Below are 16,049 nucleotides of genomic sequence, written 5' to 3'. Positions count from 1 at the left end.
GCATGGGAGAGACTAGTCTAAGCTCAGTTATTACCTGTCCGGAGTGCGGGCATCGAAAGGAAGAGCAGATGCCCACAGATGCCTGCCAGTACTTTTATGCGTGTGAAAAGTGCAAGAGGCTTCTGAAACCGAGGCCAGGGGACTGTTGCGTGTACTGCTCCTACGGCACAGTCCCTTGCCCGCCTATTCAGCAAAGCAGAAGCTGCTGTTAAAGCAAAGAAAACAGTAAATGCTAAGCAGTAGCAGCGTAATATAAAAAGGCAAGCTGAAAATCCACCACGGTGTATTTCTGTAGTTAAGTGGTATCCGTGCAAACCTGTAAGAAATCGTAAACAACGCAGGCAAGTATCTACCCGTAAAATAGTTTTTATACCTTTGCACAAATGAAGTACCTGTCTGTCATATGGGGAATGGTTATCTTTCTGCTGGCGTGCCTGCCGTGCGCGGACAGCGGGACGGCCTTTGCCCAGGATGACACAACAGTAGTGCAGGCTGATTACGGCCATGCTGACGCGGGGCAGGAGAATGATCTCTGCTCCCCCCTCTGCGAGTGCAACTGCTGCGGGGGCATTTCTCTAACTATCAGTTTTCCGCAAACACAGGAGCCACCTCATAATCCGTCAGGTTCTACTCTGAACACCTACCTTCCTGGTGGTGCCGTTTCCCCCTCTTTCGCTTTCTGGCACCCGCCCAAAGCTTAACCTATCTCTGTTTTAGGTAATTAAACACGCGTTGCCGCACCCCTGTGCGGCCTCAAAATGCGTGCGCATACTTTTGTATGTGGTTTTTGGGAATAAAGAATTTTAAGGTGTTAGATAAAATCATTCATTTTTCTATCCATAACAAGCTCATCATTGGCATTTTCACCCTGGCGCTTGTTATCTGGGGCGGCTATTCCGCCACGCAGCTGCCCATCGATGCCGTGCCTGACATCACGAACAATCAGGTACAGGTCATTACCACCAGCCCCTCGCTTGCCGCGCAGGAAGTGGAGCGGCTCATCAGCTTCCCGGTGGAGCAGACCATGTCTACCATCGCAGATATTGAGGAAGTGCGTTCCATCTCCCGCTTCGGCCTCTCTGTGGTGACCATTGTCTTTAAAGAGAACGTGGACATTTACTGGGCGCGGCAGCAGGTCAGTGAGCGGCTCGTGGAGGCCACAGGTAAGATTCCACCGGGGTTAGGTAGCCCGGAGATGTCCCCTATCTCCACCGGCCTTGGGGAGATATACCAATATGTGGTACACGCCAAGCCAGGGTATGAGGAGCAGTACTCAGCCATGGACCTGCGCACCATTCAGGATTGGATTGTGCGGCGGCAGCTGCTCGGCACACCCGGTGTGGCCGAAGTCAACAGCTTCGGTGGCTTCCTGAAACAGTACGAGGTTGCTGTTGACCCCGGCAGGCTGAAGGCCCACAACCTGAGCATCAGCGATGTGCTGGAGGCGCTGGAACGCAACAACGGTAACACCGGAGGAGCCTACATTGACAAAAAGCCAAATGCCTACTTTGTACGCAGCGAGGGGCTCATTGAGAGTCTGGACGAGGTTAAGAAGGTCGTGGTCAGCAATACCACCAATGGCACCCCCTTGCTTATCGCTGATATTGCACAGGTACAGTTCGGCAGCGCCAACCGCTACGGTGCCCTGACAGATGCCAACGGAGAGGCGGTGGGGGGCATTGTGATGCTCCTCAAGGGGGAGAACACCAACCAGGTGGTGGGGCGCGTGAAAGAGCGCATGGAGCAGATTGCAAAGTCCCTTCCGGAAGGCGTCGCGGTAGAGGCCTTTCTGGACCGGAGCGAGTTGATTGGCCGGGCCATGGGCACCGTGAAGCGGAACCTGATTGAGGGCGCTCTGGTTGTGATTTTCGTGCTGGTGCTCTTCCTGGGCAATCTGCGGGCGGGCTTAGTAGTGGCCTCTGTCATTCCGCTGGCCATGTTGTTTGCCATCATCATGATGAACCTTTTCGGTGTGTCGGGTAACCTGATGAGCCTCGGGGCCATCGACTTTGGCCTCATCGTGGACGGGGCCGTTATCATCGTGGAGGCGACCATGCACCACCTGGGCCTGCGCAAAGAGGGAAGGCTGACGCAGGCACAGATGGACGAGGAGGTGTATGAATCCGCCCGGAAAATCCGCACCGCCGCTGCCTTCGGTGAAATCATTATCCTGATTGTATACCTGCCGATTCTGGTGCTGGTGGGCATTGAGGGGAAGATGTTCCGCCCCATGGCGCTCACCGTCTCCTTTGCCATATTTGGTGCCTTCCTCCTCTCGCTCACCTACGTGCCCATGATGTCGGCGCTGCTGCTGAGCAAGAACACCACCCACAAGCGCAACATTTCAGACAGGATGATCGACTTTTTCCAGCGCATGTACAACCCTGTAATTAGGGGTGCCCTTAGGTTCAAGGCACTGGTGCTTATTGCTGCGTTCGCCTTGTTTGCCCTGAGCCTGGTGCTCTTTAACCGCATGGGCAGTGAGTTCATTCCTACCCTGGAGGAGGGCGACTTCGCCTTGGAGACAAGGCTATTGACCGGCAGTTCACTTTCCGAAACGATTGAAAAGGTGTCGCTGGCCTCCCGGATTCTAAAGGAGCGATTCCCGGAAGTGAAGGAGGTAATCAGCAAAATCGGCGCCGCTGAGATTCCGACAGACCCGATGCCCATGGAATCCGCTGACGTCACCATCATCCTCAAGGACAAGGACGAGTGGACCAGCGCCAGCACCCGAGAGGAACTGGCCAGCCAGATGACGGAGGCACTGGAGGACATTCCCGGCGTTACGTTCGGCGTCTCTCAGCCTATCCAGCTGCGCTCCAACGAACTGATTTCAGGAGTGCGCCAGGATGTGGGCATCAAAATCTTCGGGGAGGATTTGCAGGAACTGACCAGGCTCTCCCAAGAGGTCGGCCGGGTGGTTTCTACCGTGGAAGGGGCTGAGGACCTGTACCTGGAGCAAGTTTCCGGACTGCGACAGATTGTGGTGGACATCAACCGGAGTCAGATAGCCAAGTTCGGTCTTGACGTCGAGGCGGTCAACCAGGTTATTAACGCTGCCTTCGCCGGGCAGAGTGCCGGGATGGTGTACGAAGGGGACCGCCGCTTTGACCTGGTCGTCCGGCTCAAACAGGATGACAGACAGGATATCGCCGATGTGCGCCGACTCTACGTCACCACACCGGGCGGGCTGCAGGTGCCACTGGAGCAGGTGGCCGATGTGCAGTACCGGCAGGGGCCGAACCAGATACAGCGCGAGGATGCCAAGCGCCGCATCATCGTGGGTTTCAACGTGCGTGGGCGGGACATCGCCAGCGTGGTGGAGGAAGTGCAGCAGAAGATAGACCGGCAGGTAACTCTACCCACCGGTTACTTTGTGACCTACGGGGGGCAGTTTGAGAATCTCCAGGAGGCAAACCGGCGTCTCTCTGTGGCTGTTCCGGCCGCATTGGCGCTGATATTCCTGCTGCTGTACTTCACCTTCGGCTCCGTGCGCCACTCGTTGCTCATCTTCACGGCCATTCCGCTGTCGGCCATCGGGGGCGTACTGGCCCTGTGGTTGCGGGGTATGCCCTTTAGCATATCGGCCGGTGTAGGCTTCATCGCCCTGTTCGGTGTTGCGGTGCTCAACGGCATTGTACTCATTGCCGAGTTCAACAGGCAGCGTAGGGAAGAAGGCGTACAAAGCCTGCGAGAGGTGGTGCTCAACGGCACCTCCGTACGTCTTCGGCCCGTGCTGATGACGGCTTCTGTGGCCTCTCTGGGCTTTCTGCCGATGGCGCTCTCCAACACAGCCGGGGCGGAGGTGCAGAAACCACTGGCTACCGTGGTGATAGGCGGACTAATCACCTCCACGATGCTGACGCTGGTGGTGCTGCCCGTGCTCTACATACTTATCGAAGGGTATGTCTCCAACAGAAAGAAGCGCAACGCGCGCGGCACCGGATTACCGGCAACCACTATAGTAACCATTGTTGCCTCGGTTGCCCTGCTTATGGGCATGGCGCAGCAGGCACAGGCGCAGCAGCATCCGGTAGAAGTGTACACGCTGGAAAAGGCCGTTGCCAAGGCAATCAGCCAGAACCCTTCTGTAGAGGCCGCCAGGATTGGCATAAAAAGGAGCCAGTCGCTTGAAGGGGCGGCCTGGGACATCAATAAGACGCAGCTGCAGTACTCCACCGGTAAGCTACAGTCTGGAGAGTATGACACGGAGGTTTCTGTGTTGCAGACGTTTGCCTTTCCGACTCTTTATGCCAGACAGGCAAAGCTTGCCGGGGAACTCACCCAGGCAAGCAGCATCGGACTGACGCAGCGGCAGCGGGAAATCGTCCGCGAGGTGAGGCTCAACTACTACGGAATAGTCTACGCACGCTCCCGCCTCAGCTTGCTCACCTATCAGGATAGTCTGTACACGGCTTTCCTCAGGGCCGCCCAGGTGAGGCTCCGGACCGGGGAAACCAACCTGCTGGAGCAGGTGACGGCCGAGACGCAGCTGTCTGAGGTGCGCAACAGCGGCTTTCAGGCAGAGGCTGACAGAGAGGTCTTTCAGCAGCGCCTGCAGGCATTGCTGGCAACCGACACGCTGATAGCCACCGCAGACACAACACTCAACCGCTTGCCTCTGCCAAGCATAACCGAGGAAATGCTGGAACAGAATCCGAGGCTCCTCCTGGCCCGGCAGCAGGTCGAGGTGCGGCAGGCGGAGACCAGGCTTGAGCGGGCCAGGCTACTGCCGGACCTGCAGTTAGGCTACACGAACCGAACCATTGCCGGGGGCCATGGGAAAAGGGGGATAGCGGAGTTCGAGCCGCCGCAGGAGGTGTCTTTCGGCGTGGCCATCCCACTGTGGGCAAAGCCACAGAGGAGCCGTATGGAGGCGGCTAAGTTACAGGCGGACGTAGCTCAGAAGGACCTAGAGGGTACTCGCAACGAGCTGCGGGCTGATGCAGCGGCCGCGCTTCAGCAGGCGCTCAAGCTGCAGGGCAGCCTGGATTACTATGAACGCACGGCACTGCCGCAGGCGCGGCTCATCATAGACCACGCCACCAAAGCCTACCGGGTAGGGGAAATCAACTACCAGGACTATATCCTGAGCCTAAGCAGGGCATTGAGCATCCAGGCGAACTATCTGGAAACACTCTACGCCTATGACAGGGCTGTCATAGAACTCCACTACATGACAGAAAACCAACAGTAACCAACAAAAGCAGAATCTATCCCATATGAAAAGGATTATCCATATATTTTACCTAACAGGTGCATTGCTCTTTTTATCCTGCGGCAGTGAGTCTGAACCGACGAAAGTGGCTACGGAGGAGCATGGCGAAGAGAACCCCAACGAGGCAGAGCTGACCGAGCAGCAGTACCAGGTGGCGGGCATAGCCTTGGGCAAGCCTGAGATGCGCAACCTGAGCAATACCCTGACGCTGACAGGCAAGCTGGACCTGCCGCCCCAGAACATGGCCGCTGTGAGCGCTCCCCTGGGCGGCTATGTGAAGAGCACGGTGTTGTTGGAAGGTATGCGTGTAAAGAGAGGGCAGTTGATTGCAAAGATTGAGAACCCAGAGTTTGTGACACTGCAGCAGGATTACCTGGATGCCAGAAGCCGCCTTGGGTTTTTGGAGCTGGAGTATGAAAGGCAGAAAGAGCTGTCCGCTGAGCAGGTCACCTCTGCCAAGACGTATCAGCGGACTGCTTCCGAGTACAAGTCTGTAAGGGCACAGGTCGAGGGGCTGGGGGAGCGGCTGCGCATCATTGGCGTCAACCCCGCTTCTTTGCGGGAAGGCAACATCAGCCGCATCCTCCCCATCCATGCCCCGATTGAGGGCTTCGTGACTTACATCAACGCCAGCGTTGGGCAGTTTGTGAACCCGACGGACGTACTGTTCCGCATCGCTGATACCGACCACCTGCACGTGGAGCTGACGGTGTTTGAGAAGGACGTGCCGACACTGAAAAAGGGGCAAAAGGTATTGTACTCCCTGCCCAATGAGACGGAGGCAAGGCACGAGGCCACCGTCTACCTGATTGGAAAAGAGATAAGCCCGGAGCGGACGGTGCAGGTGCACGCCCACATGGAGGAGGAAGACAAAGACCTCGTGCCGGGCATGTACGTGCAGGCGCGGGTGGCACTGAACGGCCAGGAAGTACTGGCTCTGCCCCAGGCGGCTGTGGTGCATGAGAATGGCAACAACTATATCTTCCTTTACACAGGCGATGAAAAAGAGGGCGAGACGGTGCTGAAGCGTTTCCGCATGGTGCCCGTGGAGCGAGGGACCGAGGAAGGAGGCTACGTGCAGGTGGCGCTTCCTGCCGGGATTGATACCGCTGCCGCCAATTTTGTAACCAAAGGTGCTTACTCTTTGCTTTCCAAGATGCGAAATGCGGAAGAAGAAGGCCATCATTAAACAATTCCCTATGCTGCAAAACTTAGAACGTATCCTGCAAGAGAAGGGCGTCCGCCCGACGGCCATGCGTCTGTTGGTGCTTGACTTCCTGCAAGGCCAGTCTTCGGCAGTGAGCCTGAATGACCTGGAGGCCCATTTCCTTCGCTCGGACCGGATTACCTTGTATCGTACTCTTAAAACTTTTGAGGATAAGGGGATTGTACATAGTATAGAGGACGGAACAGGTTCTACGAAGTATGCGCTTTGCGAAGAAGGCTGTGCATGTGCACCTGAGGACCTGCATGTTCATTTTTCCTGCAGCAAATGCCAGGAAACGTTTTGCCTCCCGATGTCCCGCATCCCGAAGATTCCGCTGCCTGACAACTTTACCATGGAGGAGGCTAGCCTGGTGGTGAAGGGCCTCTGCGGCAGTTGCGCCGCCAAAAATGCAATGCGATTGCAGGGGGATGAGGCGTAGCTTTACATAAATGAACAAAGGAGCACAATATGAAACTCAACTGGAACATGCCCGCCAAGCTCAGGCCCTTTTACCAACAGGAACTGACCGCTTACCATACCTGCTGGAGAGAGGGCAACCGTCTCGCTGCCTGGAGGCATTTAGAGAGAGCGCATATCCTGGGGCAGCCATACCCGCTGGAGCATACGGCCGTACACTGGAAGATGCTCAGATTCGGGTTCAAAACGAAGAATACGAAAGAGGTGATTGGACAGCTTCCCCGCCTGTTGGTAGGTGGGGTTAAGTCCTGGGCCGGAAAGATACCAGTGGGCAACACAGGCGGGTCCAATGTTCCGCCGCTCCGGCCAATGCCAATCCCGGATGACTTAAAGCGAATCATAGCACCTGCTGAAAACCATTAAGACATAAGAGAATGAATAAGAGCAAGACTACACCCAAAAACATAGAAGAGGATTTCAAACCACTGGAGATTACCTCGCCTAGAACTGCGGAGGCTCCCGGTCCAAATATCGGTGCGGACGGTAAGGCCAGGCAAGCTGGTGCTATGGAGCACGAGCACGCTGAAGAGGAGGCAAAGTCCTCCTACGTTCCTACGGCCATCAGCCTTGTGCTGCTGCTGGGAGGCATTCTGCTGGATAATCTCGACACATCCTGGTTCTCCGGGTATGTGCGGCTTATAACCTATGGCATAGCCTACGTGTTGGTTGGCTGGCGCGTGGTATGGCATGCGGTTAGGAGCCTTAGGAGCAGTTTCTTCAACGAGTTCTTCCTGATGAGCATGGCCACGCTGGGGGCCTTCTACATCGGGGAGTATGCCGAGGGCGTTGCCGTGATGCTGTTCTATGTGGTTGGGGAGCATTTTCAGGAGGCGGCCGTGCTGCGCTCCCGCCGTTCCATCAAGGCGCTCATCGACAACAGGCCCGACGAAGTGGGGCTGGTAACCGAGAGCGGCATCGTCACCGTGAGGGCGAAAGAGGTGCGGATGGGCGATGTGGTGCAGGTGAAGGCGGGTGAGAAAGTGGCGCTGGACGGAGAGCTGCTCACCGAGAAGTCCTCCTTCAATACAGCAGCACTGACAGGCGAGTCAAAACCTGACACGAAAAAGAAGGGAGAGACGGTACTGGCAGGCATGATTAACCTGGACCGCGTCATTGAACTGAGGGTAACCTCTGCGTATGAGAACAGCGCCCTTTCCAAAATACTCCAGCTGGTAGAGGAAGCAGGCAGCCGCAAGGCCAAGACGCAGCAGTTCATCACGAAGTTTGCCAAAGTATATACGCCGATTGTCTTCTTCCTCGCCATTGGCCTTGTCTTTATTCCCTACTTCTTTGTAGAGAGCTATGACTTCAACCAGTGGCTCTACCGGGCGCTGATTTTTCTGGTAATCTCCTGTCCCTGCGCCCTGGTTATCTCCATCCCGCTCGGCTACTTCGGCGGCATCGGGGCTGCCTCGCGCAACGGGCTCCTGTTCAAGGGGGCTAATTTCCTGGACCTGATGACACAGGTAGACACGGTGGTGATGGATAAGACGGGCACGTTGACCGAGGGTGTGTTCCAGGTGCAGCGCGTGGAGACGGTGCTACCTGACAATGAGTGGTTCCTGTCGGCTGTGGCTGCGCTGGAGAGCAAGTCCACACATCCTATCGCACAGGCCATCGTCTCGGAGGCGGGGCAGGCGCACCAGCAGCACGTGGTCAGTGAGGTGGAGGAAATCTCAGGCCACGGGCTAAAAGGGAGTGTCGACGGCAGGCTTCTACTGGTTGGTAATGCCAGGCTGCTGGATAAGTACAATGTGCAGTATGACTCTAGCCTCAAGGAAATCGTGGAAACGATTGTCATAGTGGCCGTGGACGGAACCTACGCAGGCTACATCACCATCGCTGACAAGACGAAGGAGGATGCTCCGCTTGCCGTAAGGAAAATGCGGGAGCTGGGGGTGAAACAGCTGGTGATGCTCTCCGGCGACAAAGACTCCATCGTTCAGAAAGTGGCAGCTGAACTGAAGTTGGACGCGGCCTACGGTGGACTGCTCCCGCAGGACAAGGTGACCCATGTGGAGAAACTGAAGGCTGAGGGCAGGACCGTTGCATTCGTGGGCGACGGTATCAACGATGCGCCCGTGATTACGCTGGCCGACGTGGGCATGGCCATGGGTGGCCTGGGTTCAGACGCGGCCATAGAGACGGCGGACGTGGTGATTCAGACAGACCACCCCTCCAAAATCGCCACCGCCATCAACATCGGCGAGAAGACCAAGCAGATTGTGTGGCAGAACATCGCGCTGGCTTTCGGGGTCAAAGCCATCGTGCTGATTCTCGGTGCCGGAGGGTTGGCGACCATGTGGGAGGCGGTCTTTGCCGATGTGGGGGTGGCGTTGCTAGCTATTCTGAATGCCGTGCGCATTCAGCGGATGCATTTTGACTGAACCGGGGATCCCGCTTGAGGCTGTAAAATAAATGTGTCAAAGGAAATTGAGTATTACCTTTAGCGCAGCAAAATGGAAGCAAAAGACAGTTTCGATCTTCTTCAGATCGAAACTGTCTCTGAATAAATTGGAGGATCGGCAAACACCCCTTCGGCAAAACGGCACCCTTGGCTATTGCCTTTGCGCAAGCTCATAACTGTAAATTCGGATCATGCAAATAAGTTGAATCTGCCCAGTGCGCCGCATCGGGGTAAGCCTGCCGGATTATCCTGTACTTCATGTTATTCTCCTGCAGTCTGCCGTTCTCCTGGTACAGGCTGAAGCACAGCCCTACGAAGATGGCAGTTGTCAACAAACACACCATGCCCCCGATCAAAAAGCCCCTGGACCTGTCCTCGAAATGGTGGTAATGCCGCACAGGCAACAACTTGGGCAGCTTGGTGATCTTTTCCTGAAGTGAAGCGATCAGGGCATAGATCTGCAGGGCCTGCACGCTCAGGTCATGCCGCTTGAGGAGCGCCTTCAGCTCCTCAAACTGGCTGCTGCAGTCAGGTGCCTGGGCATCCTGCGGGGGATGCGGCGCAGTCCCTTCCTCGAGCTTCTCCAGCCGCTTGTCCTGCAGGGCCAGCACGCGCTCCACGTCCAGGAGGCGCTCCTCCAGTTCTTCTGTTTTCATAAGCGGATTCTCTTTTTCTTTTTGCGTTTCCTTTTCCTGAAGGAATAGTCATTCGTGTCCGCTGCCTGCCCGGTGGTGGGAGCCAGCAGGCCCTCAATCGGGGTAGTAGCAGGATGGGGTGCCGCATCCCTGCCCGTGGTAATGCCAGGGAAGGATGCCCCTGTATGACCAAGTGCGCTGTGTTGCCCGGAGACCTGTGGCGTCAGCTGCGCCAGTCTACTGTGCTGTTCCAGCTGTTTGTTGATGGCCCGGTAGCTCAGGCTTCTGTCGATGCTGGAACCCTTGAAACTGAGCTCCCCCATACGGAAGCTGATTCCCTGCACCTGTTCCGTTCCCCTCTTGTATTTATAGTCGATCAAGATGCCCTTGCCCAGGAGCAAGTGTTCCAGCTCCTGCCAGGTCCTGGCCTTTGGCAGCGCCTGTCGGACCGCGTCATGCAGCTCGTATTTGGCCTTGTCGGCCCCTTTCAATCGCTGGCGGTTCACCTGCCCCTTGTCCGGGGCCAGGTAGTAGCCGTGCCTTTGGGTGATTTCCCGGCACACCCTGGCGTTGCGCCGGTGCTGGAACCTGTCCGAAATCGTTTTCCCTTCATAGTTGACCCGGTTGTAGACGATGTGCAGGTGGGGGTGCTCCCGGTCCCGGTGCAGGACAATGAGGTACTGCGTGTTCTGGATCTGCATCTGGGCCATGTACTCTTTTGCCCGCTCTGCCATCACCTGAGGACTCAGTTTTGACCTGTCATGCACGCTCCAGTTCAGGGCGATGTGCCCCACGGCCTTCTCCAGCCCGGGGTTGAGCTTGCGCTGCAGGTTGAAGTCGGCCGCCATCGAGGCGACAGTGTCCGTGCGGACGCCCTCCCAGTCCAGCACCTCCGCTCCTGCTTTCTGGACCACGTAGCGCACGCAGCCCGAGAAGCTCTTACCGGTCATCACCTTTCCGATCATCTCTGCCTATTTGCTGAAGTTTGTTATGAATGTCATTAAGGAGCTGGCGGCACCTGCCCTGCAGGGTCAGCAGCCCCTGGCGGTGGGCCAGCCGGACCAGCTGGTTGAGGTTGTTGGCCATACCCGAGAGCATGCGCAGCGAGGCCGCCTCCTCGGGCCGGAGGCGCGCCACGACTATTGCCTTCTTGGCCGCCGCCCGAAACCAGGCCGAGACGCTCAGGCCCGCCTCCCGCGCCTTACCTGAGATCAGGAGCCGCTCCGTGTCGGTCACCCGCACCACCAGGGTATGGCTGCGCTTCACCCGCTTGAGCGGGCGGCCGCCCTTCTTTCCCTCGTGGCTCTGCTGCCGCTGTGCTGTCTCTTTTTCCATGCTCTTGTTGCTTCACGTTGTAAGAAGAATCCCCTGCTGCGACCACCGGGAGCAGCGGTGCCGGCAGGAGTTTTTGTATGACAAAAACACAAACTTGCTCCCCACTTTCAGAGGCTCCTTCCCCTGGCCCCCTTCCGGTGTCCGAAGCCTGGCCGAAGCTTCTTGGGCTTCCCCCGCCTGGCCACCAGCAGCTCGTTCACATCCTTGTAGTTCTGGTAAAGGGAGGAGCGGTCCCGGCAGTTCAGCCCCGACCTGAGGAGCCGCTCCGTCACCTTCCTGCCCGCCTGATCATGATCCAGGAAAAGCAGCACTTGCCGGTGCCGGCCAAGCACGTCCAGACTTCTATTAACCAGTGCAAGGGAGTTGAGGACCAGAAAGCTGGAGCTGGTTGTGAGGCGGGGGCGAAGCTCGAGGAGGGAGAGGAAATCCATGAAGCCCTCCACCAGGCAGACGGTGCCCGCGCCGTTGTCCACGAATGTGATGTCCTTGGGGGAGGAGGAGCCCTTGAACCAGGCGTTGCGCAGCTCGTAGCCGCCCGAGCGATTTTGAAAGCCGATGGCTTCATAGCGCCTGGAGCCGATAGAGAAGCTGACCTCTTGGCAAAAGGGGCCTGCCGTATGAAGGCTGATGCCCCGCTGTAGCAGGTAGTTTGCCAGCGGACTGTTCTCCTCCAGCGGCTTTGCCGCCAGCACTTTGATACTATTGAAGGGCGCTGGCGAGAGAGGGGGAACTTCTCCCTCTGCTTGTTTCCCGGTTGATTGTATACCGTGGCTAGATGTTGCTGCTGAAGCAATAGTCTGCCCGGAGAGGAGCCGGATGACCTCCCGGATCGAGGCGGTGCGGTGGAGGCGCAGCGCCAGGTCGATGACCTTGCCGCCCTCCCCTGTGCCGTGGTCGTACCAGCGGTTCAGGCGCGTGTTGACCTTGAAGGAGGGCGTGCGCTCGGCCATCCGCACCGGGGAGATGTACCACCAGTCACAGCCCCTCCTGTAGGCAGGCTGGATGCCCTGGCTGGCCAGGTAATCCGTGATGGAGATTTCGCTGTTGATCTGCTGGATGTTCATCGGTTTTCCCTTCAGAGGCGAGAGTGGAAATGATCGGGGCGGGAAGCGCTTTTTCCCGTGGCAGGCATTCTTTTTCCTGGAAGGCGCTATTTTCTTTTTCTGCCGGCTGCAAGCTGGACCGCCTCCTCGCGGATCTCGGAGACAGTCTTCCTGCGGCCCTGTCGGACCCATTCCTCCAGCTCACTTCGGTGAAAATACAGGCGCTTGCCCCGCTTGCTGAAGGGCACCTCCCGGCAGCTGACCTTAGTGTAGAGCGTGGCCACGGAGAGGTGGAGGAGGGTGGCGGCCTCCTGGACGTTGAGGATGGCCGCTGCCTCCTGGTGGGGGCGTTGTTCGAGTAGCAGCCGCTCGATGCGGCCCATCTTCTCGTGCAGCAGGCTGACGGCGCGGGGGAGTTGGTCGAAGGTGAGGTTTTCCATGGCAGCGTTCTGTTTGGTTTGTGCTACAATGGTAATGACTATGTTTGCAAGGCTGCAAGTGGGTAGTCCTGCATCCTGCCTGTTTCCTACCGTTAGTTATAGTTTTTCTGTGTGCGGAGCACCGGGTAAACAGCATAAGTTCCGTCCGGTTGTTTCCGCACGTCTAGGATAGGGGACTGGCAGGGCTTGGCGTTGGAGGAGATGATGGCGGCTAGGTAGTTGGGCGGCAGGGTTCTTTGCTGTTTGCGGTAGACATAGGCAAAGTGGGCCGCTATCCACGACTCCAGTTCGCCTTTCAGGCAGCCCACGATCAGGTTGGCCTCATAGAGCTGCTTGAAGGCGTCGGCCAGCTGGTTGCCATTCCCGTGGAAGAGCAGGGGAGAGGCCGGGGAATGGTTTCCCTCGAGGAGGGCCAGCAGCTGCTGCTGATCCCCCGGGGTGAAGTAGCCCTTTAGGACTTCAAAGAGCCTCTCCCGCACCCCGTCCACAAACCGGGGATGGCCTGTGACAGGCCTGGCAGGAACGGTATTTTCCGTGGCTGCCTCCTGCGGGGTGGGAAGCAGCGCCTGCACGTGCCGGATGAGATGGGCCAGCAAAGATTCCCGCAGCTTGACCGACTCGCCCAGGTCATCCACCAGCTCCTCCCGGACCGCGATGCCGGCCTCGATGGGCTGCAGGTTGCGCAGGACAAACAGCTCCGGCAGGCTGAGCTGGTGGAGGTGGCCGGCCGGGTAGGCTCGCCCGTAGTCCGGGGCATGGTTGTGGAAGCTGACCCAGAAGGCCCTGAAGCGGTCTTCTATCCCGGTGATCTGCTCCAGGACGAGCTGCAGCTGCGGGTGGCGAAGGGGGAGCAGATCCAATGCCGCCATCTGGGCAAGGAGCCTGAGCTCGCTCTCGAAAACGGCCGCCTCGTCGTAGGGCGTCTCGTGCCTGATGTCGTAGGTGCTCACCTCTCGGAGGCCCAGAGGGCCTACAGCCTCTTTCCTATGGATAAGCCTAAGCTCAAAGGTCTGCAGGCGGGTCAGGAATTGCTTCAGGTGCTTCATGACGTGAGTTTTTTAGGTAATTTGGTACGGCATTATTCAGCCTCCTAAGAGGACTGCTGTTTCAACAATTAACTTATGGGAGACTCAGCTTAACCTCATTCTTACAAGTAAAGGCTCTCCCTGCAAGTATCGAATAATAAGAAATGGGCACCACGAATTTTGAAATTTAATATAAGCATTTAGAAATATATACACAAGGTATTGCCGCCTCTGGCTCCCTCCCTTTCTGGAGGCTAGCTTAGTCGACAGCGACCAGGCTAACGACCAAGCTGAAGAAGAACTTGCGAAGGGACTGGCACCAGAGCATATAAAGTTCCTACAGTATGCTTTGAAACCAGCTAAACGGAAAGACATTTTAGAGAGGACGTATTAGGCTTGGCAACTCATACGGACAACGTACGGCGCTATATCGACCCTTTGATAGCCGAGGGTTTGTTGGAACGAACTATTAAGAATCGACCCAGCGGTCCTTTACAGCAATATATTATAACAGAGAGGTGAAAGATGCTGAAGCATCAACAAAGGCAGTAGATTCCTTCTACTCCTAAAGAAACTGGAGCCGGGCCCTCTGTAGCTGCAAGAAATTTTGATAATATTTCTTGCAGCTATCTATGCATCGGTGTAATATTAAGCATGAAGGACATTGAACTTAGCGGTACTTACCGATCCTGGTTTGCTGAGCTGAAGAGTAAGATACAGACTGCGCAGCTTAAGGCGGCGGTAAGAGTTAACACGGAGCTTATTCTAGTATACTGGCAGCTTGGAGAGGCTATTGTGCAGAAGCAGCAGGAGGCCAGCTGGGGAGACACCCTGATTGAGCAGCTATCCAGCGATCTTAGCAGTGCGTTTCCAGAGATGAAAGGATTTTCCCGAACCAATCTCTTCTACATCAAGAAGTGGTACCTGTTCTACAGCCGTGAGCGAGGCTTAGTGTCCCAACTTGTCGGCCAATTTCGCGACATTCCTCATCTAGACGCTACACAGGAATTAGTCCCACAACTTGTGGGACTAATTCCTTGGGGGCATAATCGTGAAATCGTCACTAAGTGCTCTAGCGTCAAGGAAGCGCTCTTTTACGTCAGCGAGACAATCCGCCATGGCTGGTCACGCGCGATGTTGCTGCACCAGTTGGCGAGCAGGCTGTATCAGAGGCAGGGCCAGACCCTGAACAATTTCGCATTAACGCTTCCCAAGCCACAAGCCGATTTAGCCATCGAAACGCTCAAGAACCCCTATAACTTCGATTTCCTAACCCTGGGGCCGGAAGCACGTGAAAGGGATTTGGAGAATGCGCTGGCCAACCAGATAACCAAGTTTCTGCTGGAGCTAGGGCAAGGGTTTGCCTACATGGGCAGGCAATACCGCTTAAACATCGATGGAGATGATTTCTATCTGGACATACTGCTCTACCACACTAAGCTGCGCTGCCACGTTGTAGTGGAACTGAAGGTGACGGAGTTCCAGCCGGAGTTTGCAGGAAAGCTGAACTTCTACCTCAATGCGGTAGATGCGCAACTGCGGCAGCCGGCCGACAACCCAAGCATCGGCATCTTGCTTTGCAAAACCCCCAACAAGGTGGTGGTAGAATACTCTCTTAAGAATATGTCTGCCCCCCTAGGAGTGGCCGAATACCAGGTGCTGCAAGCAGTTCCGGAGGGCCTGAAGGGAGAGCTGCCAACCATAGAGGCCCTAGAGCAGGAGCTGGAGAAGGAGATACAAACTCCTGAAAGGCCATTGGATCAAAAGCTCAAGAAGCTAAAGGATTTGCTCAAATCAGTAGATAGAGAGGAGGTAAAGAAAGGCAAGGACAGGGAGTCTGTCGTTTCGCTGTTTGAAAAGGTGCTGCCGGAATTAGCTACCAGAATAACTAAAGGACTGAAAGAAGTAACGCCTCTGTTCAGTGACTTTTGGTTGATGAAGTCTATAAATCATACCTCCAAAGTCAACTATACCAAAGAGGAGCTGGAAGAGATCCTACAGCGTGAAAACGTTCATCAAATCGGGTTAGCAATACGCCTAGAGGGCTTCAAAAAGGCTGGTACAAAAGTATTCGGATTATCAAAAGACTTGGTATTCACACTAGAGGCTTATAAGTATGAGGTAGGGGCCGACAGGCATCATGCATGGCTGGAAAAGCTATATCATCAGGATTGGACGGACGAAGATCTTCAGAATCTGTCAGACAGATGGTGCGAGGAAGTGGTAGAACACATTACGCAGCGGCTTGAAAGCATACAGTAA

14 protein-coding genes are annotated in these 16,049 nt (G+C 56.2%); 8 read left to right on the top strand and 6 right to left on the bottom strand.

Going from position 1 to position 16,049, the window contains the following annotated elements:
- Positions 1–2 precede the first annotated feature (2 nt).
- From AC5FX6_RS15260 to AC5FX6_RS15230, 7 genes are all read left to right on the top strand, one after another.
- A complete protein-coding gene (locus AC5FX6_RS15260) occupies positions 3–212 on the top strand; it encodes a GDCCVxC domain-containing (seleno)protein (protein ID WP_229733918.1) in 210 nt (69 codons plus the stop codon).
- A gap of 171 nt (positions 213–383) precedes the next feature.
- Positions 384–701 carry a DUF6660 family protein gene (locus AC5FX6_RS15255; protein ID WP_366915782.1) on the top strand — a complete coding sequence of 106 codons (318 nt, stop codon included), beginning with the start codon at positions 384–386 and terminating at the stop codon, positions 699–701.
- Between the two features lie 107 nt (positions 702–808).
- Positions 809–5,197, top strand: a complete 4,389-nt coding sequence (locus AC5FX6_RS15250) for a CusA/CzcA family heavy metal efflux RND transporter (protein ID WP_188501724.1) — start codon at positions 809–811, stop codon at positions 5,195–5,197.
- A gap of 25 nt (positions 5,198–5,222) precedes the next feature.
- Positions 5,223–6,407: an efflux RND transporter periplasmic adaptor subunit gene (locus AC5FX6_RS15245; protein ID WP_116541359.1), complete on the top strand. Its 1,185-nt coding sequence runs from the start codon at positions 5,223–5,225 to the stop codon at positions 6,405–6,407.
- Between the two features lie 10 nt (positions 6,408–6,417).
- Positions 6,418–6,864, top strand: a complete 447-nt coding sequence (locus tag AC5FX6_RS15240; RefSeq protein ID WP_116541358.1) for a Fur family transcriptional regulator — start codon at positions 6,418–6,420, stop codon at positions 6,862–6,864.
- 29 nt (positions 6,865–6,893) lie between these two features.
- Positions 6,894–7,265 (top strand): DUF3703 domain-containing protein, encoded by a 372-nt coding sequence (locus AC5FX6_RS15235; RefSeq protein ID WP_116541357.1) that lies wholly within the window; start codon positions 6,894–6,896, stop codon positions 7,263–7,265.
- Positions 7,266–7,276: 11 nt separating this feature from the next.
- A complete protein-coding gene (locus tag AC5FX6_RS15230) occupies positions 7,277–9,289 on the top strand; it encodes a heavy metal translocating P-type ATPase (RefSeq protein WP_116541356.1) in 2,013 nt (670 codons plus the stop codon).
- A gap of 190 nt (positions 9,290–9,479) precedes the next feature.
- Here the strand turns inward: AC5FX6_RS15230 and AC5FX6_RS15225 are convergent, their stop codons facing one another.
- The 6 genes from AC5FX6_RS15225 to AC5FX6_RS15200 form a co-directional block, all read right to left on the bottom strand.
- Positions 9,480–9,965: a hypothetical protein gene (locus tag AC5FX6_RS15225; RefSeq protein WP_116541355.1), complete on the bottom strand. Its 486-nt coding sequence runs from the start codon at positions 9,963–9,965 to the stop codon at positions 9,480–9,482.
- A complete protein-coding gene (locus tag AC5FX6_RS15220) occupies positions 9,962–10,894 on the bottom strand; it encodes a relaxase/mobilization nuclease domain-containing protein (protein WP_230391942.1) in 933 nt (310 codons plus the stop codon). The genes AC5FX6_RS15225 and AC5FX6_RS15220 overlap by 4 nt, the downstream gene beginning before the upstream one ends.
- Complete coding sequence (locus AC5FX6_RS15215; RefSeq protein ID WP_116541353.1) at positions 10,884–11,279, bottom strand: plasmid mobilization protein; 396 nt, start codon at positions 11,277–11,279, stop codon at positions 10,884–10,886. Before AC5FX6_RS15215 ends, AC5FX6_RS15220 begins: the two co-directional genes overlap by 11 nt.
- A gap of 107 nt (positions 11,280–11,386) precedes the next feature.
- Positions 11,387–12,343 carry a DUF8464 domain-containing protein gene (locus AC5FX6_RS15210; RefSeq protein WP_196114293.1) on the bottom strand — a complete coding sequence of 319 codons (957 nt, stop codon included), beginning with the start codon at positions 12,341–12,343 and terminating at the stop codon, positions 11,387–11,389.
- A gap of 86 nt (positions 12,344–12,429) precedes the next feature.
- Positions 12,430–12,762 (bottom strand): helix-turn-helix domain-containing protein, encoded by a 333-nt coding sequence (locus AC5FX6_RS15205; RefSeq protein WP_116541351.1) that lies wholly within the window; start codon positions 12,760–12,762, stop codon positions 12,430–12,432.
- Positions 12,763–12,854: 92 nt separating this feature from the next.
- On the bottom strand, positions 12,855–13,808 hold the full coding sequence (locus AC5FX6_RS15200) for a hypothetical protein (protein WP_116541350.1): 954 nt from the start codon (positions 13,806–13,808) through the stop codon (positions 12,855–12,857).
- Between the two features lie 633 nt (positions 13,809–14,441).
- Here AC5FX6_RS15200 and AC5FX6_RS15195 point away from each other — a divergent pair.
- On the top strand, positions 14,442–16,049 hold the full coding sequence (locus AC5FX6_RS15195) for a PDDEXK nuclease domain-containing protein (RefSeq protein ID WP_116541349.1): 1,608 nt from the start codon (positions 14,442–14,444) through the stop codon (positions 16,047–16,049).

It is taken from the genome of Pontibacter sp. LHS2 (assembly GCF_058932845.1).
Note: the sequence above shows the minus strand (reverse complement) of the source record. Positions and strands in the feature narration are given on the sequence as shown.